This is a genomic window from Methylocystis sp. NC52PC (assembly GCF_055698645.1).
This window is the reverse complement of record NZ_CP170127.1, coordinates 1,068,052-1,093,847: the sequence shown is the minus strand read 5'-3', so window position 1 is coordinate 1,093,847 and position 25,796 is coordinate 1,068,052. Positions and strand designations below refer to the sequence as shown.

The window sequence follows — 25,796 nt, the reverse complement described above, 5'->3', positions numbered from 1 at the left end:
TCGAAACTCACTGCCGCTGCCGTTGAAAGGGCCGCAATGTTTCAAAACCGGATCGTCACCGCCGCATCGATCGTTATGCTTGTCTTTGTGGTTCTGGCCGCCTGCAAAATCGCGGAAGCCGTGATCGAGCCCGCGGTCTTCGGGCTCTTCATCGTCATTCTCGCCTGGCCTCTCCAAAACATGCTCCAGAAAAGGCTTGGCAAGGCGGCGGCGCTGTCTTTGACGGTCGTATGCGCCTCGGCCATCGTGCTGGCGCTCGTCTCCATTGTGATGTGGAGCGCAGGCGAGGTCGCGCATTGGCTGAGACAGAACCTGGACTTGATCCAGGATTCCCTCTTCAGCGTGAGCGCATGGCTGGAACGACATGATATCTCGCTCTTCGCGCTCCTGGCGGAGCAATTCAGCGGACCTGCGCTGATCCCGAGGCTGCAGGCTTTCGCGTTGCGCGCGAATAGCATCCTGGCCTTTTCGCTGATTGTGATCGTCTATGTGATCTTGGGACTGGCCGAGGCGGACTATTTTCTGGCGCGAATCGCCGCTCTTCGGAACCGGGAAACAAGCGTCAAGCTGCTCGCTTGCGGCGCGAACATTCAAAAGAAATTCCGCTCTTATATTTACGTTCGCACCATCGCGAGCGTTGCGACCGGCTTGGCGACATGGGCCCTGGCGCGCTATGTCGGGTTGGAGTTAGCTCTTGCCTGGGGCGTTTTGGCCTTCGCGCTGAACTATCTTCCTTACCTCGGCTCATTTATCACCGTTGTGAGCCTGCCGATCTTCGCCCTCGTTCAGTTTGGAACGATTGGCGCGCCCCTCATGGTCCTTCTCGGGCTGATGGCGATCAACTTCATCATCGGCAGCCTTTTGGAGCCGGCCTTCTCCGGCGCGGCTTTGTCGATTTCGCCCCCAGTGGTCCTTTTCGCGATTATTCTTTGGACCTTTCTCTGGGGACCGGTCGGCGCCTTTCTGGGGATCCCGCTCGCAATCGCAATCCTCAGCGCCTTCGAACAGTTCGAGCCGTCCCGATGGATTGCGGCGCTCCTGTCGAGTGGACCCCCGCAGGCTGTTCCAGTCTATCAAAAGGAAGATCGCGTCTAGCGCGTCGCTCAATTGAAAAAGCGCGCCTGAGAAGGCGCGCTTTTAAAAAACGCTTATTGCTTCGGAGCGTCCGCCTGGGGCGCGTCCTGGCGCGGTTGAGGCTTGCCAGTATGCCTCACGCGGGCGACGCGGCGGTGACGGCGCGATCCCCGAAGCGGGCTCCTCGGCCGCTGGACACGGGGCTGATGGCGAAAGCCGGAGAATTGCCGCTCAGTGGATTCCAAAGCTTCAGCGTCCGAGGAAGCGAGGGAAACGACAGGGATGGCGGCGGCCGCGAAGAGCGCGGCGACGAAAGAGCGGCGAGACAGAGATTCGGGCTCTTTATTATCTTTATTCATCGAAGAATCCTCCCATTTATAGAGCTCGTGCGCCTGGACTTTGATCGTAATCCTGCCTGCCGTCAAGGTTGGGCGACCCCGTCGCTGCGCGCCGATTCAGGCCTTCACATGGACGGTTAGCGCCCATCATGGCGGTGTAAGACGCCGCCCCCGCGCTTATTGCGGGCGCGCCGTGGCGCCACGGGCGGGGGGCGTTGCGCGACAGGCGTCGATCCCTCGACCTTCGGGTCGCGGGCCGCAGCCGGCTTCGGCGTGAATTCAGCAACCCTCTCAACGAGATACGGAAAAAAGGGGTTGGACGACATCCGCAGCAGCGCGTCGAGGCTGACGATCAAGGCGCCGCGTTCGCCGCGTGGCGCCAATGCCCCCAATTGGACGCCGAAGTCTTCCGCGCTGTCGGGCGTCAAGCCGTATAGCGCGTCGGTGAGGGGGAAAGGCAGGGCGACATGCGAGAGCGAATAAACGCCCTTCGGGTAGGAGAGCCCAATTCGGCGTATGTGCTGTTCTGTCGCGCCCGCGTCGACGGTCCGCTCAATCGCTTCGTCCGTTCCTTCGTCGGCGTTTGTCAGGATCGTTAACCGATAGCTCCTGATCGCGGGCGGCGCGATCTCGCCGAGCTTCGCGTCGGCGGAGGCTCGGAGCAGCGGCCCGAATTTCGCGTTGCGATTGACGTCGAACAACACCAATTCACTGCCGTTTGCAGGCAAGCGATCGTAAAGCCCCGTCAGAACGGAGGGCGTGCTCACGGTAAAATCCATGACCGACTGAAAAGTGAGAATGGGAGGCAGTTTGCTTAGCGTTCCGTCACGTTGAGCGGCGATGAGTTGCTGGCCCAGCGAATCGGTCAGACGGTACGCCTGTCTTGCGCCATTGACAGGGAAAGAATTGTATTTGAACGGGTTGAATTCCGGCATCACGCTGAGCCAGGCGGCCTTTGCGAACGCCGGGAGCATGGCCGGAAGACCAGCGAGTCCGGCGAAGCGCGCGAAGCGGGTTATCCCGACCATCGGCGAAATGAGGACCAAGCGATCCGCCTGGGGCAAGTCCTGATGGAGCAGGGCGTCGAGCGCATATTTCACTGCGAGCGAACCGCCGTTCGAAAATCCGACGATATGGAGCGGCAAGGGCGCCGGGGCCCGCCGCCGCGCCTCTCGAACCGAAAGCCGCGTCGCCGCCAGCCACGAGCGCCAGTCGACGTCCGTGAGGCCCGCGGGCACGGTCCCGTGGCCCGGTAAGCGGATGGCGACGACGACAAAGCCGCGGTCGCGATAATGCGCGGCGAGATGTCGGAGGCTGTAGGGAGAATCCGTCAGCCCGTGCAACAAGACGACCGCGCCGGAAGGCGCGCCCGTCGGCTCGAGGAGATAGGAGCGGTTCCAGTTCTGCTTGAACTTGCCGGGATAGACGGGGCTGTCTTCGTAATATCTATTGAACGGAACGCGCTCATCTGGCTCCAGCCTTCGGCTGACGTTCAGGATGAGGGAGTCGAACAGCCTGTCTTCTTTCGCGAGGTAAGCGGTCCAGTCGGCGTTATCGATTTCCTCGGCCGTGAATTCCTCCGGCGCATACGTGTGCCATACCTCCAATGGGAGCCCGCGCTGGGTGACGTAAATTCGAACGCCGAGGAAAATCACGAAAGCAAGGCTCAGCAGGATTGCCGACCATTTGACCGCTTTCAAAACCATGGCGAACATTTACGCGAACCTCGCCGTTGGGGGGCGGTCGTAGCTTATCGGCGTGCGCGAGAGGCTGCACGCTCGCGTGACCTTGCGAAAGGACGTCGAGGGGCGCGTAAGGCCGGTGGGGAACTTCATCGGGGCTTCGTACGACTGCCTTTGATATGCGCGACAGAGCGCGCTGTGAAGAGCCGCTCGAACTAGGGCGCCGTCCGGCTGTGACGCGCCTCGCTCTGCGCCTCGCGGCCTCTTCGTCACCAGCGACAGATTCTCCGCCCGCCCCGCCACCAGCAAACCCGGCGTCGCGCCGGTCGGCGGTAACAGACGCGCCGTCCTCTGCGCCACCAGCAGGTGGTGCGGACGGCCGCATCCTCAATGGGCGCCTCGATCAGGGACGCTGCGGCCGCGCCGACCGGCAATGGAGCGGCGTTTGCGGCAGTCGAGGACATTAAGGCTCCCGCCGCCGCGACCGTGGCGCCGCCGATCAGCATTTCGAGAAGAGCGCGGCGTTGGATGTCGCTCATATTCGACTCCTGCACAGGGTGCGCTTTTGAACTTAATGCGCTCGCGCTTCACAGTGGCGCCAATTCGGATCGGAGGCAACCGCGGGAGCCGCCCCAACTATTGCGCCTTATTTGAATAAGCGCGACGCAGGTCTGGATCGACGATCGCAAGCGGCGCGCCGATGGCGAAGACGGCCGCGTTGGTCACGCCCTGCGCGACGCCCATCGACAGCCCTTCAATCTGCCCTCGTAACTCGGATTGCTGGTCGCGAGACGCGCCATTGATCAACTCTTCGCCGAGAAAACGCACGACATTTGGATTCTGGGCGAATTTGCTGTGGCGCAGCGGATCGCCGGCGCCTGCGCCGCTGAGATCGATCACCTCGACGCCTTTTTCTTCGATCCAGGGTTTTTCCGCCGGGTCTGCGCCGCCGAGACGCGCAACATTCCCGCCAATCCCCCTCGAGAGGCGCAGCGCGCGATCTTCACGCGACAAAAACACCACGACGTTCGGGCGTCGTTCGCCGAAGCTGTTGAGCTGAGCGCGAAAAACATCGACGTCGAGATCGGGCGAGGCCAGAATGACGCTGCGGATCCTGGCAGGAACGCGCCCGTCTCGAATCGCAATCTGACGCAAGGACTCCATAGCGAGCCAAGCGCCCATCGAATGCGCAAGCACGGAAACTTCCGTCACATTCTGGCTCTCTGCGAGGCGCCGCAGCAGCTTCTCAAGCGCGTCGCGCGAAAAAGTCGCGCTCTCGCGATCGTAAACATAATTGAAGACGCCGCCCCGGGACGGCCAACTGAACAAGATTGGCGCGGCCTCCGCGCCCGAGTCGTGGAATATCTGCGCGAAGTTGAAAAGGGCGGTTTCGAAGCGCGTGTTGAAGCCGTGCACGAAGACCAAGACGCGCCGATTTTTGGCGCCGTGGCGGCGCAGCCAGCCGTCGATCTGCGAGGGTCCGGAGAGCGCCGTCACGTCGAGCGTGGCGAACTCGCGCGTCGGGTCGGGCGGCAGCGCTTGCGGCCATTGCACGCGACCGATTTCACGGCGATCGTCCGGCGGGATCGAGACGGCGAAACTCGCGAGAGACGCGTCGGCGCGCTCCCCCGAAAAAAGCACCCCTCTTTCCGGCGACGGCGCGCGCGTCGTCGCGACCAGCATGTCGAGACGGGTCGCATCTGGCGCGACGGCCATCGGCGGTTCGAGAACGCCGACCGGCGCAGCGCAACCCGCGAGCGCAAGCCCCATCAGGACCAGCGCGCGCGACGCGCGTCCGACGCCGCCCAAGAGGGCCGTACGAGGGCCGGGGCGCTGCTTCGCCCTCACCGCCATTGGGTCGTTCCGGCTTTACGCTTGGTTTGCCCGGTGGGGGCGCAGAACGACGACGAATCCGCCAATGACGAGACCAATGAGGACGAGCAGCAGCGCCGATTGTTTGAGCCACGCCATCGCCGGCACGGTGAGCGCCAGAACGATCCCGAGCACGGCGATATCGGCGGAGACATGCACGCCCGCGACAAACGTTCCCAGCGCGAGCAGCAACATGAGCGCCAATCCCGTCGCCGGTCCATTGAGGAAGTTATTCACAGAGGGGAAGAGCAGGATGCTCATGGCGATCAGGAACGCCAGCCAATGCAGCGACTGGGTGATGACGAGCTGCCGCCGCGCGGCTTTGTCAGGCGTCTGGCGCCAGCCGATGGCGATGCAGGCGAGGCCGATGGCGAAGCCCAGGAATTCCCAATAGCCGTACAGGGGCTGCCCAGACATGCTCGTGTAGGCGACGCCGAGGATCGCGAGGATCAGGACGACAAGATAGGGCAGACGGAGGGCGAGCCAGCCGCGAACGCTACGCTGAGGCGCAGCCTGTCGCGGGCGGGGAGAATCGACGACGTCTTGCATGGTGGCGATACCTTCCTGGATATTTGGCGTTTCCGAGATGAAAGTTTTATTCTGACTCGAAGATCATGATTTAGCGGGTCGTATCCGTGCTTTCGCCGAGGGGGCGGGCGGGCGGCGCAATCGAAAACAGCGCAGGCCCTTTCTCACTTTCCACCGCCGCGCCAACCGCCGCGGTGGAGACGACCGTGCCGGCGACGGGCGCCGCAACGTCGACCCGCCCCAACGCATCTTCTGCAGCCCGCAAGGCCGCTTGGCTTCGATCGACGGCCGCCTGATCGGCGTCGGCGCGTGCCCCGGCGCGCTCAACGGCGGCGCGCGCCTGCTCGAGCGAGGCGGAGGAGCGCTTGCCGCTCCGTTGCTTGCGCGCGAGGTCTGCCTGGGCTTTGGCGGCAGCCGCGGCGCTGGCCTGGCGGCGCTGCTCGGCTGTCGCAAGCGCAGTTTTTTCGCGCGCGACGGCTTCCCTGAAAGGAGCCGGGTCGAGTTTCGCGCAGATACGCCCCGACTCGACCTCTTGGCCCTTGTCGCAGAGAATGGCGGCCACCGTCCCCGAAACGGGCGCGAAGACCTCGCGCGGCGGCGACGTGTCCAGAATTTTCGCGACGTTTGACGGCGTCTGCGCGGCGGTCGCGACCTGATTTGGCGCGCCGCGCCAAAAAACATAAAGCTCGCCGCCGATGAGCGCTGCAACGGCGAGGGCGCCGAGCAGCGCCTGCCACTTCGGCGGCGGCGTATACGCTTCCGAGGTCGCCGCGCGAAGCGTCGACTGCGACGCCGTGGCCTCCTGCCCGGCGAGCTTGAAGGTGCGGATGAGGAACTTCTCAGCCTCGACGACGAGAAAGAACGCCAGCCCGCCGGCGAAGAGCCACGGCCACATGTCCAAGGGGATCGCATCCGTGCCGAACAGGCGCTGAAGCGGCGGCGCATAGGTGAAGAGAAGCTGCAGCAGGACGACCGCGCCGATTCCGAGCGGCAAATAGGGATTGCCGAGGTGGGCGGAGATCGACAGAGAGGACTCCGTCTTGAACCGGCTGTTCAGCAGATAGAAAATCTGACCGACGACCAGCGTGTTGACGGCGATCGTCCGCGACAGCTCGTCCGAAGCGTTGGTCGATTTCGACCAGAAGAACGCGACGAGCGTAAGAGCGAGGAGCGCAACGCCCACGAAGATCACGCGCCAGATCGCGAAGCCATCCAATATGGGCCGCGAGACGGCGCGGGGCGCCCGCCGCATTACGTCCGTTTCGTGCGGCTCGAAGGAAATCACCAGTCCGAGCGCGACCGAGGTGACCATATTGACCCACAGAATCTGGGGCGCGGTGATCGGGAGCATGAAGCCCGCGACGATCGCGACCAAAATGACCAACGCCTGCGCCACATTGGTCGGCAGCATGAAAAGAAGCGCCTTTTCGATATTATTGTAGACGGTTCTCCCTTCCCGCACCGCCGCGGTGATCGAAGCGAAATTGTCGTCGGCGAGCACCATGGCCGCCGCTTCCTTTGTCACTTCGGTGCCTTTTATGCCCATGGCGACGCCGATATCCGCGCGCTTGAGCGCCGGAGCGTCATTTACGCCGTCGCCGGTCATCGCCACGACCTGGCCGTTGGCCTGTATCGCTTTCACGAGACGCAGCTTGTGTTCTGGGCTCGCACGCGCGAACACGTCGACGTTTTGCACGGTCTGCTGCAACGCCGCGTCATTCATGGACTCGATCTCGGTGCCGGCGACGGCGGTCTCGCCATCGCCGATCCCCAGCATTTTGGCGATCGCCGCCGCGGTGATCTTGTGATCGCCCGTGATCATGGTGACGCGGATGCCGCCCTTGTGGCACTCCGCGACGGCTTCGACGGCCTCTTTTCGCGGCGGGTCCATCAGCCCGACGAGGCCGAGAAGCGCCAGGGACTTCGGCAGGTCGGCTGGGCTCAGACTCGCCGCGTCGATGCGCGGGTTGACGAGCCAGGCCAAGGCGAGCACGCGTTCGCCTTGCGCCGCGAGCCGATTGGAGGCTTCGTCCCAATAATCCCGACGCAAGGGTTCGGGGCCGTTCTCCGTCTCCTGGCGGTCGCAGTGGGCCAGAATGACTTCCGGCGCGCCCTTGACGAGGAGCAGCCGACCGCCGTCCGCCTCCTCATGCAGCGTCGCCATGAATTTATGTTCGGACTCGAAGGGAATTGCGTCGACGCGGCGCCTGCTCTCCCGCTCCGCGTTGCGGTCCACGCCGATCTTGGCGGCGAAGGGATAGAGCGCGGCCTCGGTCGGATCGCCCTCGACTTTCCAGACATTGTCGGTTGCGCGCAACTCGGAGTCGTTGCACAGAGCCGAGACGGTTCCCATGCGCTTCAGGACGGCGCCGCCAGCCGCCGGCGCGCCGTCGAGCAAAATCTGTCCCTCGCTGGCGTAGCCGTCGCCCGTCACCCGGTAGGCGGCGTTCGCCGTGACGGCCGACGCGACCATCATCTCCATAAGGGTGAGCGTGCCCGTCTTGTCGGAGCATATTCTGGAAACCGACCCAAGGGTCTCGACGGCCGGCAGGCGCCTGATGATGGCGTTGCGCTGCGCCATGCGCTGCACGCCGATGGCGAGGGTGATGGTGATCAGCGCCGGCAAGCCTTCGGGGATGACGGAGACCGCAATGCCGACGACCGCCTGGAAGGCCTCGACGAAGGGCAGGTCGCGCACCCACCGCCCATAGGCGAAAACGGCGGCGCTGACAAAGCCGATGACTTTCGCAATCGTATGGCCAAACGCCTTGATCTGCCGCAGCAGCGGCGTCTCGAGCGCGTCGACGCCCGCAAGCATCTGATTGATGCGGCCGAGCTCCGTCCCGGCCCCCGTCGCGACGACGACGCCGGTGGCGCGGCCCGAGACGATCAGCGTGCCCGAGAAGGCCATGTCCTCACGGTCGCCCACCGTCGAATTTTCGGGAACGGGCGCCGTCCCCTTGTCGGCTGGAACGGACTCGCCCGTCAAAGCGGCTTCGTCGGCGCGAAGGTTCTTGACGTCGATCAGTCTCAGATCGGCGGGAACCCGATCTCCCGACTCCAGCAGGACAATGTCTCCGGGAACCAGCTCTTCGGCCGAAACGACGCGCAGCTCTGCGTCGCGAAGCGCGCGCGCATCCGCCGACAGCATGTTGCGGATCGAGTCGAGCGCCTTCTCGGCCTTTCCCTCCTGTAGAAAGCCGAGCACGGCGTTGATCACGACGACGCCGGTGATGATCGATGCGTCCAGCCAAAGGCCAAGCATGAGTTTGACGAAGCCGGCGGCGAGCAAGACGTAAACGAGGACATTGTCGAACTGCTGCAGAAATCGCATCAACGGACCGCGTTTGGCGGCTTCCGGCAGTCGGTTTGGTCCGTATTGCTTCAGCCGCCGCGCGACGTCGTCGCTTGCCAGTCCGCGCGAAGGATCGCTCTCGAGGCGGCGTAACGCCTCCCCCGCGTCGACAGCGTGCCAGATGGCGTCTCTGGAGAGGTCTTTACGCGTCATTACAAGGCCCCCGGGGTTGGCGTGATCTTGTCCGATCGAGCCTTCTGAGTAAAGTGTGGCGCGGAAGGCCGCTTCCTTTTAATTCGCCAAGCGCTGAGAGATTTTCGACATCATATCCCAGCGGCGCTGCGCGTCGCGCTCGAGCGGATTAGGCATTGGTTACGCTTTTCCTTCGTCCGCTTCGTTAATGCCGAACCACAGCACATAGAGCGCCGGCGTGACGATGAGGGTCAGGACCGTCGCGACCAGCAATCCGCCCATGACGGCGAAGGCCATCGGGCCCCAGAACACGGTCGGCGCGATGGGAATGAGACCGAGCACCGTCGAGACGGCGGTCAGCATGATCGGCCTGAATCGGGAAGTCGTCGCGTCGACAACAGCTTGCCACTGATCGCTTTGCTCTTCGCGCTCGATCTCGATCTGCTCGACGAGAATGACCGCGTTGCGGGCGATCATGCCGAGCAGCGACAGAATGCCGAGGATGGCGACGAAGCCGAGCGGTTTGCCAAAGATCAGCAGCGCCAGAATGATGCCGATGAGGCCCATCGGCACGATCGCCAATACGAGGAACATGCGGGCGAAGCTTTGCAACTGGATCATCAGGAACGTCGTCATCAGAAAAAGCATCAGCGGCACGCGGGCAAACACGGAGCCCTGCGACTTGGCGCTTTCCTCGACGGTGCCGCCGGTCTCGATGCGATAGTGCGGCGGCAGACTTGCCGCCATGGCGGCGACGGCGGGCGCCAGCGCCGCGACGGCTGTTTCGGCCGTTCGCCCCGCGGCCGGGTCGGCTTGGACCGTCAACGTCGGCGTGCGGTCGCGCCGCCAAATGAGCGGGCTCTCCTGCTGGAACTCGAATGTCGCAAGCTGGCTCAACGGCGCAAATCCGCCGTTGGGCAAGGGAATCTGCAAGGATTGCAAGGCCTCGAGCGAGGCTCTCTGCTCATCCGTCGCGCGGGCGACGACGTTGACGAGATAAATGTCGTCGCGCAGCTGCGTGATCGTTTGCCCGGTGGCGACGCCCTGCAGGGCGTTGGCGAGGGCCTGCGAGCTCAATCCGAGAAGGCGGGCCTGATCCTGGTCGACCTTCACATGGACCGCGCGGGCGGGCTCGATCCAGTCGAAATTGATCCGCGTCACCGATGGATCTCGACCCATCGCCTTGGCGAGATCGAGCGCAATGTCACGCACTTTCTCAGGGTCGGGACCGCTCACGCGATATTGCACTGGCCAACCGACGGGCGGCCCGAGTTCGAGCGGGGCGATGCGGGTCACGAGCCCGGGGAAACGCTCCGCCAGAATTCCCTCGAGCCTCTTGTGCAGCCGCTCGCGCGCTTCGACATCCTTGGCGATGATCACGAACTGCGAAAAGAAGTCGTGAGCGAGCTGGACATTGAGGGGTAGGTAGAAACGGATCGCGCCGCGTCCGACATAGGCGCTCCAGCTCGCTACGTCCGGGTCGTCTTTCAAAACCTTTTCGAGACGTTCGGCGACCTCCTGGCTCGCATAGATCGAGGCGTTCTGGCGCAGGGAAAGGTCGACGACGAGTTCGGGGCGATCGGAGGCGGGGAAAAACTGCCGGGGCACGAGCGGCGAGACCAGCAAGGAAATGACGAAACAGGCGAGCGTGACGCCGATCGTCGCCCAGCGCGCGCGCATGGCGGCGAGCAGCAGCCGCCGGAAGGCCTGCAGCACGCGGCCTTCCTCGCCCGACGCGGGGCCGTCTGGCTTCGACAATAAAAACACGCCGATCAACGGCGTAAAAAGCACCGCGACGAACCACGAGACAATCAGCGCGATCGACACGACCGCGAAGATCGAGAAGGTGTATTCGCCGGCGGAGCTTTTCGCCAGGCCGATCGGCACGAACCCCGCCGCGGAGACGAAGGAGCCGGTGAGCATCGCCATGGCGACGCTGCTGTAGGCGTAGCTCGCCGCCGCTTCCTTGTCGTCGCCGGCCGCGAGACGCGAACTCATCACATCCACGGTCGTCATGGCGTCGTCGACGAGAAGCCCGAGCGCGATGATCAGCGCGCCGAGCGATATGCGCTGCAGATCGATGCCGATCAGCTGCATGATCGGGAAGATGATGGCGAGGGTGAGCGGGATCGAAATCGCGACCACCGCCCCGGCGCGCAGCCCGAGACTGACGAAGCTGACGGCCATGATGATTCCGATGGCCTGCCATAACGACGTCATGAAGTCGCCGATCGCGTGCTCGACGATCTGCGGCTGGTTCGCCACGAGTATCGGCTCGATCCCCAAAGGCAGATCGGCGGTCGCCTCCTTCATCGCCCTTTCGATGTTGGCGCCGAGCGCCAGCACGTCGCCGCCGGGCCGCATGGCGATCGCGAGCCCGATGGCGGAGCGGCCGTTCACTCGGAACAGGGGCTGCGGCGGGTCGGCGAAGGCGCGGCGAATCTCGGCGATGTCGCGCAGCCTCACGAGCCGGCCGTTCGCAGAGATATTGACTGAAAGGAGATCCTGCTCCGACTGAAAACCGCCGGATACGCGAAGCGAAATTTTTTCGTCGCCGCTCTGCACGACGCCCGAGGGGCTGACGGCGTTCTGCTCCTGCAGCGCCCTGATGAGCTGGGAGCGGTCGATCCCCAATCCCGCGAGATGGCGGGTCGAAAATTCAACGAAGATCTTTTCTTCCTGGGCGCCCAGCACTTCGATCTTCGACACATCCGGGACGGCGAGCAGACGCGAGCGAATTTTCTCCACATAGTCCCGCAGCTCGCGCTGTGAAAAGCCGTCGGCCGTGAACCCGTAGATGATGCCGAACGTATCGCCGAAATCGTCGTTGAAACCCGGACCGACGACGCCCGCGGGCAAGGTGTGGCGGATGTCGCCGATATTTTTGCGCACCTGGTACCAGATGTCCGGCACATCCGCAGGCGCGGTGGCGCCCTTCAGATTGACGAAGATGGTCGTGGAGCCGGCCGTCGTATAGCTGCGCACGAAGTCGAGGCTTTTCGTCTCCTGCAGTTTGCGTTCGAGGCGCTCGGTCACCTGCTTGAGCGTCTCATCCATCGTCGCGCCGGGCCAGAACGCCTGCACGACCATCGTGCGGAAGGTGAAGGCCGGATCCTCGTCGCGCCCCAGACTGGCGTAGGCGTTCGCGCCCGCGATCACGACCGCGATCATGCAGTAAATCATGAAGGAGCGGTGTCGCAGCGCCCAGGCCGATAGATTGAAGCCGCTCATTGACGCGCGTCCAGCAGTCGGACCTTTTGACCGGGATGGAGCGCCTGGACGCCCGCCGTCACGATGGTGTCGTCGGGCCTCAATCCTTCAGAAACGATGACGGCGTCGCTCGTGAAGCGCGCGACTTTGACGTTGCGCAGCGACACGGTCAGCGTCGCGGGATCGACGATCCAGACGCTCGGCCGTCCATCCGTCTCCGTCAGCGACGCGGCCGGAATGGCGATCGCCGCGGCGGGGTCGAGCCGGATGCGTCCGGAAACCGTCGCGCCGAGCCGCATCGCCGGCGGCGGCGACTGGATGCTCACCCGCACGCGAAACGTACGCGTGTTGGGGTCGGCCTGCGGATCGACCTGCCGAACCCGGCCGACGGCGGTGACGTTCGGATCGTCGGTCAGGGCCAGAGCGACCCGCGCGTCGCGCGTCGCGGCGCGCAGCACGCGCGCCGGAACGTCGAAGACGGCGTCCCAGCCGCCGGTCGGGGCGAGACGGAAAATGAGCTGGCCGGGCTGGACCACTTCGCCCGCCTCGGCCGCGCGGGCGACGATGGTGCCGGGCGTGTCCGCCTTCAACTCGGTGTAGCCGACATTGTCCTGCGCAATCTTTTGTTGCGCGGTTGCGTCCACAATGTCCGACTGCGCCGTCTCCATGGCGGTCTGCGCCTGGTCGAATTTGGTCTTGGTCGTATAGCGGCGCGCGAGAAGAGCCTGCTCGCGGGCGAAATTATTGCGCGCTTCGCGCAGGCGCCCTTGCGCCGCCGTCAGCCGCGCCTGCGCGGATCGCAGCGCATTCATCTCGTTTTGAGGATCGAGTCGCACGAGCAGTTGCCCGGCTTTGACCTGGTCGCCCGTGCCGACGAAACGTTCGGCGATGCGGCCGCCGATGCGAAACGACAGGGCGGCTTCGTTTTCCGGCTGGATGCTTCCCGTCAGTTCGACGGTTTCGCCGAGTTTGCTTTTCTCGATGACGACGGCGCGCACGGGGCGAGGCGCGCCGGCGTCGCTTTCCGCGTCACGGCCGCATCCCGAGAGCGCCAACAGGAACGCCGGCGCCGCCCAAACCATGCGCCGCCAGGACGATTCCTTCGCCAATCGCCTGATGAGAGCCAATGTTTCATCCAAAATGCGGTCCTAGCCCTCCTGCAATCGGTAAATGGAAAAGGTCATGTGGTCTGCAACGACGCACGACGACTGGGCGATTTTCTGTGGATAACTGAGCAGTAACACGCCATGCGACGCGGGCGCGCCGTCGAGAGCCGATAAATAAAGATTGGCTGGCGTCAGCCGGCCAATCTCCTGCCTCGCGCGGTGGGAAAAACGCGCCAGGGGAAGAGCGTGCGGACCACGGCGTTGCTGGCACGATCGAGACGACTTCGAGCATCGGCGGTTCTGGCGACGGGCCTGGCGATCGCCGGCCTTTCCAGTTGCAATCTGGATTGGGAAAAGCCCGATCTGAGCGTCGCGCCGCCAGAGCAATTTCTGGAAGGCAAGCCGAAGTCCGCCTCGCCGATCGTCGGCGGGCCGGAATTCGCCGCGAAATTCGGTTCGAAGGAACTGACCGAGCTGACGGCGAAAGCGCTCTCCGACAATCTGGCGATCGCCGCCGCAATGGCCCGAATCGAACAGGCGGACGCCAACGCCCGTATTGTCAGCTCCGCCCTTTGGCCATCCGTCAGTCTCGGCTCTTCAGCGCTGCGCACGCAAGTCCCGGGAACGGTGACGAGCGACTTACCCAATTTCAATCCGGCGAGATCGATCCTGCAGGGGGCCGGCCAGCGCGAGGCGGCCGCGCTCGCCGACAATCTCGGCACGTTCAGCGCGACGCGCACGAACTTCTTCGCGCTCGGCGTGAATGCGAGCTATGAAATCGATTTCTGGGGCAAGAACCAGAACGCCTCCAATGCGGCGCGTCTTCTCGCCAACGCCTCGCGCTTCGATCGCGACGTCGTCGAGATCGCGACCCTCACCGCGGTGATGAACGCCTATTTTCAGGTGCTTGCGGTGCAGGATCAACTGCGCATCGCGGCGGAGAACGTGCGCATCGCCGAGCGCGTTCTCGGCGCGATCAACGCGCGGCTGGAGAAGGGCGCGGCGACGATGCTGGATTACGGCCAGCAGGCGGCGGTTCTCGCAGGACAGAGGGCGACGATACCGCCGCTCGAACAGGCGTTGCGGCAAACGAAGGTCACTTTGGCCGTCCTGCTGGGCCAGACGCCGGAAACGCTCGAAGTCCGAGGCGGGACTTTGAATTCGCTGCGTTATCCCAAGCTCGACGCGGGCCTTCCGTCGGAGGTGCTGCTGCGACGGCCGGACGTGGCCGAGGCGGAGGCGTTTCTCGCGTCGCGCGAATTCTCGGTGCTGCGGGCGCGGGCGGCGTTTTTTCCGTCGATCACGCTGAACGGTCGATACGGCCTGCAAAGCATCGTTTTACGCAACCTGCTCAGGCCTGAAGCGATCGCTTGGGAAATCGGGTCGAATCTCGCGCAGCCCCTGTTCGACGGCTTTGCGCTCCAAGGCCAGTATCAGCTCGAACAGGGACGGTTCAAGGAAGCGGCGGCCTTTTACCGTCAGCGCATTCTGGCGGCGCTCGCCGACACGGAAAGCGCCCTCATCGCCGTGAAGGAGACGGCGAAAAGCGTCAAGATCGGCGTCGAAGCGGTCGCCGCGTCGAAAATCGCGCTGGACGCCGTCGAAGCGCAGCTCCTCGAAGGCACGGTCGACGTCATAACGCTTTCAACGGTGCAGACCACCTTCTTCCAATATGAGTTCAATCTCACGCTGGCCCGGCTCGCATATTACCAATCGGCCGTCAGCCTCTACCAGGCGCTCGGCGGCGGTTGGTCGCCGACGACGCGCAACGCCGAGATCGCGCGCGCCAACGAGGCTTATGAAGCCGACAAGGGCCCGTGGCCGTAAAGTCAGAACGAGCCGACCGTCGATCCCAGGACAATGACGGCGACAAGCGCCAGGATCGCCCCGAGAATGGCGACGACGACGATGTCGAGGTAACTCTCCTTATGCGTGCAGCCGCATACCGCGAGCAAGGTCACGACGGCGCCGTTGTGCGGGAGACTGTCGAGCGTTCCCGCGCCGATCACCGCCACGCGATGCAGGAGCGCCGGGTCGATGCCCTGCTTCTCGGCGAGGCGCAAATAGGTTTCTCCAAGCGTGTCCAGGGCGATGGTGAGCCCGCCAGAAGCCGATCCGGTCAGGGAGGCGAGAACATTGGTGGCGATGGCGAGCGAAACGAGCGGCCCGCCCTCGATCGACAGCACCCATGTCCGAACCGCGGCGAAGGCGGGCAGGGCCGCGACGACCGCGCCGAAGCCGACGAGACTCGCCACGCTGAGCAGCGGCAGCACGGAGGCCGTCGCGCCGGCGTCGACGCTTTCGCGGATCTCGGTCAGACGTCGCCAGTTCAACAGGATGAGAGTCAGGATCGCGACGGCGAGCGCCACGATGACCGACCAGACCCCGCCAACGGCGGCGAGCGTCGTCGGCCCCCAGCGCTCCTCCGAGAGGAAGGAGTCGTCCATGCGCGGGATGACGAGAAGCGACATCACGAGATTGACGCCGACGACGACGATAAGCGGAAGGATTGCGACGAGCACATGGGGCGCGGCGCCGCGATGGCCATGCGGGATCTCGGCGAGATCGAATTCGCGGGCGACGGCCGCCCTGTCGCGAATGGCCTGGTTCTCCGTCGCATCGATGCGGACGCCCGGCTCCTCGCCAAAGCCCTCTCCCCGCCGTCTCGCGGCGCGCTCCGCGCGCCCCAGCCACCACATGCCGAAGCCGAGCATGATGAGGGCGGCGATCACGCCGAGGCCGGGCGCGGCGAAGGCGGTGGTGCCGAAGAACGGCATGGGGATCGCGTTCTGGATCGCGGGCGTTCCCGGCAAGGCCGACATGGTGAAGGTCGACGTGCCGAGCGCGATGGCGGCCGGCGCGAGACGGCGCGGCGTGCCGGCCTTGCGAAATAGCTGCTGCGCCATGGGCGCGAGCACGAAAAACGCGACGAAGAGGCTCACGCCGCCATAGGTGACGAAGGCGCCCGCGAGCACGACCGAAAGGATCGCCCGACGCGGCCCCAATTTATCGGCCATGAAATGAGCGATGGCGGTGACCGAGCCGCTATCGTCCATGAGCTTGCCGAAGAGCGCGCCGAGGAGAAATATGGGAAAAAACTGCGCCACGAAACGCGCCGCGCCGCCCATGAAAGTCACTGTCCAGTGGGCGAGCAGCGGCTCGCGGGCGAAGGCGGCGGCGACAAGCGCCGCGGCGGGCGCGAGCAATAGAACGCTCCAGCCCCGATAAGCGAACCAGATGAGCGCCGCGAGGGCAATGAGAATTCCCAACAGTCCCATTGGTCAGATTCCTTCGAGCAAAGCGTCGAGGTCAAGCGTGGAGCGCGCCCCGACGTCCGCCCCATTGAGATCGAGAAAGGCTTGCGCGGCGCGGCGTCCCTCGTCCCGCAACATGCATAAGAACTTCCACTCGGCGAGGAGCTTGGAGGAGGCGCTGAGCTGAGTCATCATCTCCGTCGAGATGCGGTGGATGCGCATGCCGGCCCATTGCGCGCCCTCCCGGTCGCCAGGGTTGGCGGCCTGGCGCAAGAGCGCGATCATGCGCAACTCCTTGAGAAGAACCGCGTTGAAAGACACTTCGTTGAGGCGGTTGGCGATTTCCGTCGCCGAGCGCGGTCTCTCCTTTCGCTCGATCGGATTGATCTGGACGAGGATCGTGTCCCGCGAAACGCATTCCCGCACCAGCGGCGTGATCGTCGGATTGCCCGAATAGCCGCCATCCCAGTAAAGCTCTCCCTCGATTTCCACAGCTTGAAACATCGTCGGCAGACACGCCGAGGCGAGAAGCGCGTCGGGGGTGACGTCGTTGTTTCGGAAGATGCGCGCGCGCCCAGTCGAAACGCTTGTGGCGGTGACGAAAATCTTTATGGGCGCGCGGGCGACGTTGTCGAAGTCGATGACCTCCGCGAGAATGCGTCGCAACGGATTGACGCCGTTCGGGTTGACGTCGTACGGCGACAAAAGCCGCGACATCAGGTCGGTCGCGACGAAGAGAGGCGAGTTGTCGAGCGTCCATCGACCGAGAAGCACGTCGACGGGGCTGCGCTGCAGAGGACTGAGGCGCGCGGAGTCGGACACGCGCCGCCAGAAGGTTTCGAGCGCCGCGCGCGCCCCTTGCGGACCTCCCTGCATATGGCCGCTGATGAGCGCCGCCGCGTTCATGGCGCCCGCAGACGTTCCGGAGATGCCTTCGATCTTCAGCCATTCTTCTTCGAGGAGGCGGTCGAGCACGCCCCACGTAAAGGCGCCATGCGCGCCGCCGCCTTGCAAGGCGAGATCGACCGAGATCGTGTCGCGTGTCATCTCTGACCTTTCATCTTCCGCAAAGGCGGACGTGGCGCAAGAAGCGAAATTCCCGCAGGCAACGATTGCGATTAGTCCTCAAGCTAAAGCGAAATTCAAGTCGCGTTCGAGGGCGCCGCTCCCCGCCCCCTTCGCATCGGCGGCAAAAGAGCCTGCGCGCCCAGCTATTCTTGACTTTAATTCGCGCTGGGTCACTATGACTGCGACGCTTGATGGCGTTCAAAAGACGAAATCCGTTATTTGACGCGGATAAGGGAGGACTTATATGGGCCTGAACCTGAAAGCTTCATTGTTTGGCGCGATTTGCGGGATGTTCCTTTTTGCGGCGCCTTCTGGCTCGGCGGTTCTTTCGGGCGTCAATGCAGATGGCCTCGACGCTTCGATCGTCGAGAAGACGGCGCACACGACCCCCGCCGGCAAGAACTGTGTCAAATGGACGCGGAGGTGGAATACCCGGCACGGGTTCGGCCACCGCCGCTGCGTTCAGTGGCGGTGACACGAAAACTTGGATCAGAGATCAATCAAGGGGAGGACGGCGCCTGCCGTCCTCCCCTTTCGTTCGAGACAAGGACCTCATTCACTTCGCGGGTGCGGGAGTGATGGCGACGCGGACTGGGTGACGACGTCATAGGCGACGCTGAGCACGACAGTCGCCGGCACAGCGAGCACCACCCCCATTGCGCCGAAGAGCGCGCCGAAGGCGAGCATGCAAAAAAGCAGCACCACCGCCGGCACGCTCAAGGATCGGCTCTGCAGAAACGGCGTGATCAGATAACCCTCGATGAAACTCGCGCCACCGATCGCGAGCGCGGCGAGCGCGGCGGTCTCGCCGCCATGCGGCAGGGCCACGAGCGCGCCGACCAGGATCGCGATGATCGAGCCAATATAGGGAATGAAGGCGAGCGCGCCGCTGATCGTCGCAAGGGCGAGCGGCGCGGGGACTCCGAACGCCCAAAGCGCCACGCCGGCGAAGACCGCATTCATGACGACGACATAGAGCTGGATCACCATCCACTGGCGCAGGGAAGCGCCAGACCGATGGAGAAACGACATCATTTTTGTGCGGTGCTGGACCGGAGTCAGAGCGACGACGCCTTCGATATGTCCCTTCGGATCGGCGGCAAGATAAGCGGCGCCGATAATCGCCAGTGCCGCAAGGGCGAGACCGCCGCCCAACGACCCGAGCGCGGCGCCGACATGCCGTGCGATCGGCGCGGCGGCCTTTGAGTAGTCGACGTCCAGGACAAGTTTCTCGACAAATCGTCCCCAGGGATGCTCCTCGACGAGACGTTCGATGAGAGCGATGGCGGCGGGGATGTCGAGCGCGACTTCATCATATTGACGGATGAGTTGATTGCCGAAGGCCATGAGCGTCGCGGCGGTTCCGGCGATGAGCCCCAATGCGACCGCCAGAAGAGAAAGGCCCGGCGAAATCCCGAACCGTCGGCCGAAGCCTTCCGCCGCGCCGCGCCAGCCGATTGCAAGCACAATCGTCGCGAAGACGATCGGGATGAACTCCGACAACCGCCAGAACAGGAACGCGAGCACGACAGCGCCGGCCGCCACAACGGCGACGGTCACCGCGCGCGCGACAAAATCGGGCTGTTCCAAATTTTTCGTGAGAAAGTTGAGCTTCATAGCGCGCCTCGAGCTCTCCGCTGGGGAATCATGAGCGCCTGCGATCGCAAAGACGCTCGCGCCGACTTAGGTTACGTCGCTCCGGGCACATATTTTTGAAAGGTCGCCAGCTATTCCGCAACCTGAATCCTGGCATTGGCCGGCGAGCGGTGTCAATAGCACGTAACGGTCGGGGGTCCTGCAACGTCGCTCCGACGCCCGCTTCGTTTCCTCGCTGCACGGCCTACAAGAACTCAGAAGCGACGTCTTCGATGAACAGGAATGGCCGTTGCGAGACCTTCAGATCGCCGGAAAAGGGCGAACCGAACAGCAGCACCAGGTATAGACTCATCGCGATCAACAGAGTGACCATGCCGCGCATGACGAGATGAATTCCATGGCTCTCTGTCGTGAAGAAGAACGTAAAGGCGATCGTGATCGCCGCCCCCACGAGCAGGACAACCCATTCCGCGGTCGGCACCCCGAAATTGGACACGCGAGTCCTGTCCAGCCGATTTTCCCAAAGGGATATGATTTCTGAAAGAAGAGCGGGGTGGACTGACTGCTGATTTGGGGTTTTGGGGTCAAGGCTCTTCACGTGGCGCGCGAGTAACAGAAGCGTATGCTGAGCTTTGGCGCTCACCTGGCCTTTTTCCATCAAAGCCCATTCCTTGTCGGCGACTTCGCGGGCGTAGGACTTTACAAGATCTTTGACCGCCGCCTGTTCACCGGGGAATTGCTCGGACAGCGAGTGAATCGACAAAAGCGCCTTGGCCTCATTTTGTACGGTCTTTTCGGCGCTCTGAAATTTCCCCATCGCGTCGAGCACGACCAATCCGAGAAGAACGGCATAGAAGGTGCCAACGAGAGAAAGATAATATCCACCGACCTCATGAGATTTCTTCAACGTCTCCGGGCCGATTGATTTCCTCACAATTGCCTGGAAAACAAGGACAGCGCCGACCGAAAGGGCGATCGCCGCCACCCCGACCGGATAGCGATCGAGAGAAACATGCGCAAACATTTTCGCCTTTACCCCGATTAATTTGTTGCGAGCCTCGCGATTCGCCGGGCTCGGGGCCAGGATTTTGCAAAAGCGGGTTTCAGGCAAGCCATGGCCATCGCTTTTCGAATACGAAATACAATCTACGTCCGACTGGAAGTGCGAAGAGGCGGGTGTGGTGCGATTGATGGTTGATTGCGCCTCCCCCTCTCACCCTCTAGCGGCGGCCCTCTCTTTCGACTGTGGCCGGCGTCGCCGAGGGTCCTCGCGATCGCGTCGGCGTCAAGCATCCTCCGGAATCGATGAGGGCACAGGGGAGAAGGTCGAATTGGGGTGCGCGGCGAGAAAGCTGCCTCCGTAATTGATTGCGGCAGACTCGGACATCGATTGGAGCAGCTCCCGCGGGTGGACGAACGACTCGTGAAAACAGGGAAAGCGCTTGGGGTCGAAAATTCGTCGGAGCCAGTCGATGACCACGACGTGGCGCTTCGATTTGCGGATGTCCGGATGATAGGTCATCCAAATGTCGAGACAGTGCCGCACCCCGATATCGACCGGTACGACCCTGGCTCCCAGAGCGAGAGCGTAACTGGGCAGGAACCCGATTCCCGCATCGCGCTCGACGGCGTAAAGAACAGCTGAGCTTGCGTTGGTGCGAACGCCCACGATGCCTTCCAGGCTGTCGACCCCCAGGCCGCGTTCATAGGCCCCTTCTTCCAAGAGCGGCGAGATTTGCTGAATGACGCGATGAAGCTTCAGGTCGTTTACAGATTTCGGCATCCCATGCATGCGTCGGTAGCCTTCCGAAACGAAGGGGTAGACATGCAGATAGCCGAGCTGAACGGCTTTCAGATCCGGTCGGCTCGGCCGCGTGAACTGGATCGAGATGTCGGCGTCCAAACGCCCGACGTCGACATGTTGCATCGTCGCCTGCAATTCGAAGGTCAGAAACCTGTTGGCCTTTTGAAATTCCAGCAGTCTGGGTAAGACCCAGTAGGTGCCGAGCCCTTCTGTGATGGCGACGCGAACGAGACCGCGCACGCCCTGCGAGGCCATTTGGGATTGCCGGGAGATGTTCAGCGACGCTTGTTCCATAGCGCGCACGTCCTCGAGAATTCTCCGGCCTTCCTCAGTCAACTTCAATCCGCCAGTCGCGCGCAGGAACAGGCGCTGCCCCATCAAGTCCTCGAGCCGCGAAATCCGACGCACCATCGTCGCGGAATCAATGCCAAGCTCCTTCGCCGCGCGACGGAAACTGCCAAGTTCGGCGCAGTTCAAAAACAGCCGCAGATCATCCCAGGACGGCGTCGGATATTCAGCCGTCGTGGGCCGATGCGTTTTTGCAGCGCGGCTATGTAATGTTTTAGGCGGCATCGTCCGGCCTCATTCAGTACATTTCTACCTAGAAATGACATTAATCCGGACCCCACACAATGACTCTCACAAGCGTGGCCTATTCTCCTGATGCGTCTGCGCAGCACTGGTTGCTCGATAATCTCCCTTCGAGCCGTCGGTTCACGGTCGCGCCGGCGAGAATCGAAGAGCTTCAGGAGCTTATGGATGTAACTTCGCAATATATTCCAGGAATTAAAACAGCGTATCGAGATATTTTAACCGTTCAGTATTTCTCGCGGAGCATTCTGGCGATCCGCCAGCAGCGCGGCGTCGTCGGCAGCATCGCCTTCCTGTTTCTCAACCAGGCGGGTTTCGAGGCCCTGGTCGAGGGAGAGTTTCCAATCTCCAGCCCGAATACGCGCCTGCTCGCTCGCGGGGATGAGAAGGCCGCGGCCCTATACGCATGGGCCATGTGTCTGCCGGGCTCGGTCATCGGCGCGATGGGCAACATCATGCATCTGCTTCGCGGGCCGGCCCATGCCGAGGCGGACATCTATGCTCGTCCAGCGACGCTGAAGGGCGAGCAATTCATGGTCAAGACGGGCTTTCGTCCGTTGGCCGACTCCAGCCCGTCGGCGTCGCTCTGGGCTTACCGCCGCGTGAAGCGTCTCTAATTGGACAAAGCAGTAGGAGGTTCTTGTGAGTTACGAGTATGCGCTCGCCGAGGACAAAATCCCCCCGCGCCGGAACCAGAAAACTTACGTGAGAGTCGCTCGCGGCCTCGATGACTTGCTTATGGTTTACGCCATCCGCTCGGCTGTTTACATCGCCGAGCAAGATTGCCCTTTCGCCGAGGAATTCGACGGCAACGACCACTGCGCCACGCATTTCATCGGCTTCTGGAACGACGAACCTGCTGGATGTCTGCGCGTTCGCTTTTTCCATGATTTCGTCAAGCTGGAGCGTCTTGCGGTTCGAAAGAATTTTCGTCCGACATCGCTCGCTTTTCAGCTTGTTCGAACGGGCCTCGAACACGCGCGGCGCAAGGGGTTTCGACGGGCCTACGGCCATGCGCGCGAGGGGCTCGAGCCGTTTTGGGCGCGCTTTGGGGCGAAGCCCATGAAAAACCGGGAGCCGTTCCGTTTCTCCGGTTTCAATTACACGGAGATGAACCTCGATCTCGAACCCTTGCCGGACGCCATCTCGATCGCCAGCGATCCGATGGTGATCCTTCGACCCGAAGGAGACTGGGAGCGTCCCGGCATTTTGGAGCTCTCCGCCCATCGTCCCTTGCATCCGACGACGGATAATGTGGTCTCGGGGCGGGTTTCATCCGGAAAGCGACAATGAATTTTCATAGAGACATTTGGACCGGTCATTCAATGCGAGCCCTTTTGATTTTTATCGCCAACCGTCCGGCCCTCCCGCGAAAAACCGGGAGGGCCTTGCAGCCGAGCAAGCTCGAAGCAAATGGCGTAACGCTGATTGAGAAGTGGGAGAACGCCGAATTGCCTCTCATGTTCGTCGAACATGCCTCGCTGGCGGCCCAAGACGTCCAGGAATGCGCGCGCGCGCAGTTCGACGCCCCGGCGACGCTCGGAAGCTGCTGGGCTTCGCGGAACGACTGTCACGAATATTCCGATCCGCTGGTCAGGCCCCGCCCGGGCGATCTCGTCTTTCAGCCACAAGGGCAGTCGCTGTTTCGCAGTTCGCGCTTCAACAGGTTCTTCGAAGATCTCGGCGGACCGTTGCTCATTCTGGTTAGCGATGATCTGGAAGGCCTTGTCATGGAGACGGCGATCGACAGCTTTCTGACGGGACATCCCATGATTGTCGTCAGCGACGCCGTGCCCCTGGGTGCGGCCGATGTCGACGAAATCTCGGCGTCGCGCTCCAATTCGCTTATGCCCCTTTCCTGCTTTGCTCGCATCGTGAAAACCGAAAAGCTTCTGCAAGAATGGACGATGCCCTGATCGCCAGGAGAGAGAGCCGCAACCGCTATTGTGCAGCTTCCACGCAGCGATCCTTCACCGCCACATGCCGCGCATTTTTGCGCCGACGTCTATTCTTACGCTCCGCGCGGACCTCGCCTCGGCGGCTTGTGGCGTGGGCGTCGGCCAGGACACGACTTCTAGCAAAGGCAGAATCTCTTCTGTTATGAAACGCGTGCGAGACGCATAGACATGGCGATCCCCGCGCGGGTGCTGGCCGTGCGTATAGAATCGTTGCGGGACGACGAGGTGAAGATCGTCTTTCGCTCTGGTCATGGCGACGTAGAGCAGGCGGCGCTCCTCCTCGATTTCCGCCGACGCTCCTGTCGCGAGATCCGACGGAATGCAGCCGTCGACCACGTTGAGGAGAAAAACTGATTTCCACTCCCGCCCCTTGGCTGAATGGATCGTCGAGAGGATGAGGAAGTCTTCGTCGAGATGGGGCGGCCCGGCTTCGTCGCTCGTCGCGTCCGGCGGGTCGAGCGTCAATTCGGTCAGAAAGCGCTCCCGCGACGGGTAGCCGCTCGCAATCTGCTCGAGCTGGACCAGATCGGCGCGCCGCGTCGCCGCGTCGTCGTAGATGCGGTCGAGCTGCCGCTCGTACCACTCCCGGCAATATCCGATTTCAGCCGGCCAACCCGCCGCGCCGGCTTTGAGATGGTCGATCAAAGCCAGGAACAGGGGCCAGTCGGCGCCGACGCGCGCGGGCGCGGTCACGGCCGCGAGCGCCGCCAGCGGATCCGCACCTTCCTTCATGCCGTCGAGAAGTCGCGTCGCCGTGCTTGGCCCCATGCCGGGCAGGAGCTGCATCAAGCGAAAGCCTGCGACGCGATCGCGCGGGTTCTCGACGAAGCGCAGCAGCGCGAGCAGATCCTTGACATGGGCCGCGTCCAAGAATTTCAGCCCGCCGAATTTGACGAAGGGGATGTTCCGGCGGGTCAGCTCCACTTCCAGCGGCCCGCTGTGATGCGATGTCCGAAACAGCACCGCCTGCTGCTTCAAGGCGGCGCCAGCCTCCCGATTGTCGAGGACCCGCTCGACGACGTAGCGGGCCTGATCGGCTTCGTCGCCGACCACGACAAGCAATGGCCGTCCGCCAGAATTCCGTTCGGTCCAAAGGTTCTTGGCAAAGCGTTCGCGCGCAAGGTCGATAACGGCGTTTGCCGCCGCCAATATCGGCTGCGTCGAGCGATAATTGCGTTCCAAAGTGACGATTTTGGCCGGCGGATCGAAGCGCGCGGGGAAATCGAGAATGTTGCGAACCGTCGCCGCGCGGAACGAATAGATCGACTGCGCGTCGTCGCCGACGACCGTCACCCCGCGTCCGTCGGGCTTCAAGGCAAGAAGAATAGACGACTGAACGGCGTTGGTGTCTTGATATTCATCGACCAAAATGTGATCGAAGCGCCTGCCCATCTCGGCCGCGAGAATGGGGTCGTTCGTCATCTCGGCCCAGTAGAGCAGCAAATCGTCGTAGTCGAGCACGTTCTGAGCCTGCTTTGCCTCGACATAGGCTTCGAAAAGCCGCTTCAACTCCTCGCGCCAACCTGCGCACCAGGGAAAAGACGTCGTCAGGACGGCGTCGATGTCCGCTTCGGCGTTGACGCATCGCGAGTAAATGGAAAGGCACGTTCCCTTGGTCGGGAAACGCCGTTCGGTCTTCGAAAAGCCAAGCTCGTGACGAACCAAATTAATGAGATCGGCTGAATCCTCTCGATCATGGATGGTGAAACATGGATCGAGCCCAATCTGGAGCGCATATTCCCGCAGCAGCCGAGCGGCGACGCCGTGGAAAGTGCCGGCCCAAGGCAGGATCGCTCCCTTTGCTTCCCTGGCTCGTCCCTTCGAGGCGAGCGCATCGCCGCAAATTCGCTCGACGCGCCGCGTCATCTCCATTGCCGCTCTGCGCGAAAAAGTCAGCAACAGAATGCGGCGCGGATCCGCGCCATTGGCGACGAGATGGGCGACGCGATGGGCGAGCGTATTGGTCTTCCCCGAGCCAGCGCCCGCGATGACGAGCAGGGGCGGGCAGTCGATCCTGCCCTGCGCCTCCAGGCCGTGCTCGACGGCGCGCCGCTGTTCGCTATTGAGTTTGTCGAGATGGCCGTGAGACAAGTGCGAATCACCCATTTGCAGGAGCATTTTGTGTCTTTTCTTGTTTTGTTCGCAATAAGACGGCGCGCTGCTCATCGCTACGCTATGGCTTGAAGGGGTCCGGCGCCCCCGGCGCGATCCTTCGCGAGTCGAATTGA

At 63.0% G+C, this 25,796-nt stretch carries 19 protein-coding genes; 6 read left to right on the top strand and 13 right to left on the bottom strand.

Annotated elements, in window-relative coordinates; genetic code table 11:
• Positions 1 to 36 precede the first annotated feature (36 nt).
• Positions 37 to 1,095, top strand: a complete 1,059-nt coding sequence (locus tag ACETII_RS07145) for an AI-2E family transporter (protein WP_472787597.1) — start codon at positions 37 to 39, stop codon at positions 1,093 to 1,095.
• Positions 1,096 to 1,549: 454 nt separating this feature from the next.
• Here the strand turns inward: ACETII_RS07145 and ACETII_RS07140 are convergent, their stop codons facing one another.
• The 7 genes from ACETII_RS07140 to ACETII_RS07110 form a co-directional block, all read right to left on the bottom strand.
• Positions 1,550 to 3,127, bottom strand: a complete 1,578-nt coding sequence (locus ACETII_RS07140; RefSeq protein ID WP_472787596.1) for an alpha/beta hydrolase — start codon at positions 3,125 to 3,127, stop codon at positions 1,550 to 1,552.
• 236 nt (positions 3,128 to 3,363) lie between these two features.
• Positions 3,364 to 3,633 carry a hypothetical protein gene (locus ACETII_RS07135; protein WP_363350218.1) on the bottom strand — a complete coding sequence of 90 codons (270 nt, stop codon included), beginning with the start codon at positions 3,631 to 3,633 and terminating at the stop codon, positions 3,364 to 3,366.
• Between the two features lie 97 nt (positions 3,634 to 3,730).
• Complete coding sequence (locus ACETII_RS07130) at positions 3,731 to 4,948, bottom strand: alpha/beta hydrolase (RefSeq protein WP_363350217.1); 1,218 nt, start codon at positions 4,946 to 4,948, stop codon at positions 3,731 to 3,733.
• 15 nt (positions 4,949 to 4,963) lie between these two features.
• On the bottom strand, positions 4,964 to 5,515 hold the full coding sequence (locus ACETII_RS07125) for a hypothetical protein (RefSeq protein WP_472787595.1): 552 nt from the start codon (positions 5,513 to 5,515) through the stop codon (positions 4,964 to 4,966).
• Positions 5,516 to 5,585: 70 nt separating this feature from the next.
• A complete protein-coding gene (locus ACETII_RS07120) occupies positions 5,586 to 9,002 on the bottom strand; it encodes an HAD-IC family P-type ATPase (protein WP_472787594.1) in 3,417 nt (1,138 codons plus the stop codon).
• A gap of 159 nt (positions 9,003 to 9,161) precedes the next feature.
• Complete coding sequence (locus tag ACETII_RS07115) at positions 9,162 to 12,212, bottom strand: efflux RND transporter permease subunit (RefSeq protein ID WP_472787593.1); 3,051 nt, start codon at positions 12,210 to 12,212, stop codon at positions 9,162 to 9,164.
• Positions 12,209 to 13,318, bottom strand: a complete 1,110-nt coding sequence (locus tag ACETII_RS07110) for an efflux RND transporter periplasmic adaptor subunit (RefSeq protein WP_472787592.1) — start codon at positions 13,316 to 13,318, stop codon at positions 12,209 to 12,211. The genes ACETII_RS07115 and ACETII_RS07110 overlap by 4 nt, the downstream gene beginning before the upstream one ends.
• A 225-nt stretch (positions 13,319 to 13,543) precedes the next feature.
• On the opposite strand from ACETII_RS07110, the gene ACETII_RS07105 reads away from it, so the two are divergent.
• Entirely contained in the window at positions 13,544 to 15,124 is a 1,581-nt protein-coding gene (locus tag ACETII_RS07105; protein ID WP_472787591.1) for an efflux transporter outer membrane subunit, read from the top strand.
• A 2-nt stretch (positions 15,125 to 15,126) separates the two neighbouring features.
• Here ACETII_RS07105 and ACETII_RS07100 read toward each other — a convergent pair whose 3' ends face one another.
• Together ACETII_RS07100 and ACETII_RS07095 are read right to left on the bottom strand one after the other, a co-directional pair.
• Positions 15,127 to 16,575 (bottom strand): GntP family permease, encoded by a 1,449-nt coding sequence (locus tag ACETII_RS07100; protein WP_363350211.1) that lies wholly within the window; start codon positions 16,573 to 16,575, stop codon positions 15,127 to 15,129.
• Positions 16,576 to 16,578: 3 nt separating this feature from the next.
• Positions 16,579 to 17,598: a patatin-like phospholipase family protein gene (locus tag ACETII_RS07095; protein ID WP_363350210.1), complete on the bottom strand. Its 1,020-nt coding sequence runs from the start codon at positions 17,596 to 17,598 to the stop codon at positions 16,579 to 16,581.
• A gap of 265 nt (positions 17,599 to 17,863) precedes the next feature.
• Here ACETII_RS07095 and ACETII_RS07090 point away from each other — a divergent pair, with 265 nt between their 5' ends.
• Complete coding sequence (locus ACETII_RS07090) at positions 17,864 to 18,094, top strand: hypothetical protein (RefSeq protein ID WP_363350209.1); 231 nt, start codon at positions 17,864 to 17,866, stop codon at positions 18,092 to 18,094.
• A gap of 77 nt (positions 18,095 to 18,171) precedes the next feature.
• Here ACETII_RS07090 and ACETII_RS07085 read toward each other — a convergent pair whose 3' ends face one another.
• The 3 genes from ACETII_RS07085 to ACETII_RS07075 form a co-directional block, all read right to left on the bottom strand.
• Positions 18,172 to 19,236: an AI-2E family transporter gene (locus tag ACETII_RS07085; protein WP_472787590.1), complete on the bottom strand. Its 1,065-nt coding sequence runs from the start codon at positions 19,234 to 19,236 to the stop codon at positions 18,172 to 18,174.
• Positions 19,237 to 19,459: 223 nt separating this feature from the next.
• The gene (locus ACETII_RS07080; RefSeq protein ID WP_472787589.1) at positions 19,460 to 20,326 is read right to left on the bottom strand and encodes a bestrophin-like domain; all 867 of its coding nucleotides are present in this window, start codon (positions 20,324 to 20,326) and stop codon (positions 19,460 to 19,462) included.
• Positions 20,327 to 20,500: 174 nt separating this feature from the next.
• Complete coding sequence (locus ACETII_RS07075; protein ID WP_472787588.1) at positions 20,501 to 21,592, bottom strand: LysR family transcriptional regulator; 1,092 nt, start codon at positions 21,590 to 21,592, stop codon at positions 20,501 to 20,503.
• 59 nt (positions 21,593 to 21,651) lie between these two features.
• Between ACETII_RS07075 and ACETII_RS07070 the strand changes: the two genes are divergently transcribed.
• The 3 genes from ACETII_RS07070 (at position 21,652) to ACETII_RS07060 (ending at position 23,526) form a co-directional block, all read left to right on the top strand.
• A complete protein-coding gene (locus ACETII_RS07070) occupies positions 21,652 to 22,227 on the top strand; it encodes a hypothetical protein (protein ID WP_472787587.1) in 576 nt (191 codons plus the stop codon).
• Between the two features lie 58 nt (positions 22,228 to 22,285).
• The gene (locus ACETII_RS07065; RefSeq protein WP_472788131.1) at positions 22,286 to 22,903 is read left to right on the top strand and encodes a GNAT family N-acetyltransferase; all 618 of its coding nucleotides are present in this window, start codon (positions 22,286 to 22,288) and stop codon (positions 22,901 to 22,903) included.
• A 95-nt stretch (positions 22,904 to 22,998) separates the two neighbouring features.
• Positions 22,999 to 23,526 carry a hypothetical protein gene (locus tag ACETII_RS07060; RefSeq protein WP_363350205.1) on the top strand — a complete coding sequence of 176 codons (528 nt, stop codon included), beginning with the start codon at positions 22,999 to 23,001 and terminating at the stop codon, positions 23,524 to 23,526.
• Positions 23,527 to 23,580: 54 nt separating this feature from the next.
• Here the strand turns inward: ACETII_RS07060 and ACETII_RS07055 are convergent, their stop codons facing one another.
• Complete coding sequence (locus tag ACETII_RS07055; protein ID WP_472787586.1) at positions 23,581 to 25,674, bottom strand: ATP-dependent helicase; 2,094 nt, start codon at positions 25,672 to 25,674, stop codon at positions 23,581 to 23,583.
• Positions 25,675 to 25,796 lie beyond the last annotated feature (122 nt).

Coding starts and splice junctions, on each gene's coding strand:
- ACETII_RS07145 (WP_472787597.1), top strand. CDS start 37: ATGTTTCAAAACCGGATCGTCACCGCCGCATCGATCGTTATGCTTGTC.
- ACETII_RS07140 (WP_472787596.1), bottom strand. CDS start 3,127: ATGTTCGCCATGGTTTTGAAAGCGGTCAAATGGTCGGCAATCCTGCTG.
- ACETII_RS07135 (WP_363350218.1), bottom strand. CDS start 3,633: ATGAGCGACATCCAACGCCGCGCTCTTCTCGAAATGCTGATCGGCGGC.
- ACETII_RS07130 (WP_363350217.1), bottom strand. CDS start 4,948: ATGGCGGTGAGGGCGAAGCAGCGCCCCGGCCCTCGTACGGCCCTCTTG.
- ACETII_RS07125 (WP_472787595.1), bottom strand. CDS start 5,515: ATGCAAGACGTCGTCGATTCTCCCCGCCCGCGACAGGCTGCGCCTCAG.
- ACETII_RS07120 (WP_472787594.1), bottom strand. CDS start 9,002: ATGACGCGTAAAGACCTCTCCAGAGACGCCATCTGGCACGCTGTCGAC.
- ACETII_RS07115 (WP_472787593.1), bottom strand. CDS start 12,212: ATGAGCGGCTTCAATCTATCGGCCTGGGCGCTGCGACACCGCTCCTTC.
- ACETII_RS07100 (WP_363350211.1), bottom strand. CDS start 16,575: ATGGGACTGTTGGGAATTCTCATTGCCCTCGCGGCGCTCATCTGGTTC.
- ACETII_RS07095 (WP_363350210.1), bottom strand. CDS start 17,598: ATGACACGCGACACGATCTCGGTCGATCTCGCCTTGCAAGGCGGCGGC.
- ACETII_RS07090 (WP_363350209.1), top strand. CDS start 17,864: ATGGGCCTGAACCTGAAAGCTTCATTGTTTGGCGCGATTTGCGGGATG.
- ACETII_RS07085 (WP_472787590.1), bottom strand. CDS start 19,236: ATGAAGCTCAACTTTCTCACGAAAAATTTGGAACAGCCCGATTTTGTC.
- ACETII_RS07075 (WP_472787588.1), bottom strand. CDS start 21,592: ATGCCGCCTAAAACATTACATAGCCGCGCTGCAAAAACGCATCGGCCC.
- ACETII_RS07070 (WP_472787587.1), top strand. CDS start 21,652: ATGACTCTCACAAGCGTGGCCTATTCTCCTGATGCGTCTGCGCAGCAC.
- ACETII_RS07055 (WP_472787586.1), bottom strand. CDS start 25,674: ATGGGTGATTCGCACTTGTCTCACGGCCATCTCGACAAACTCAATAGC.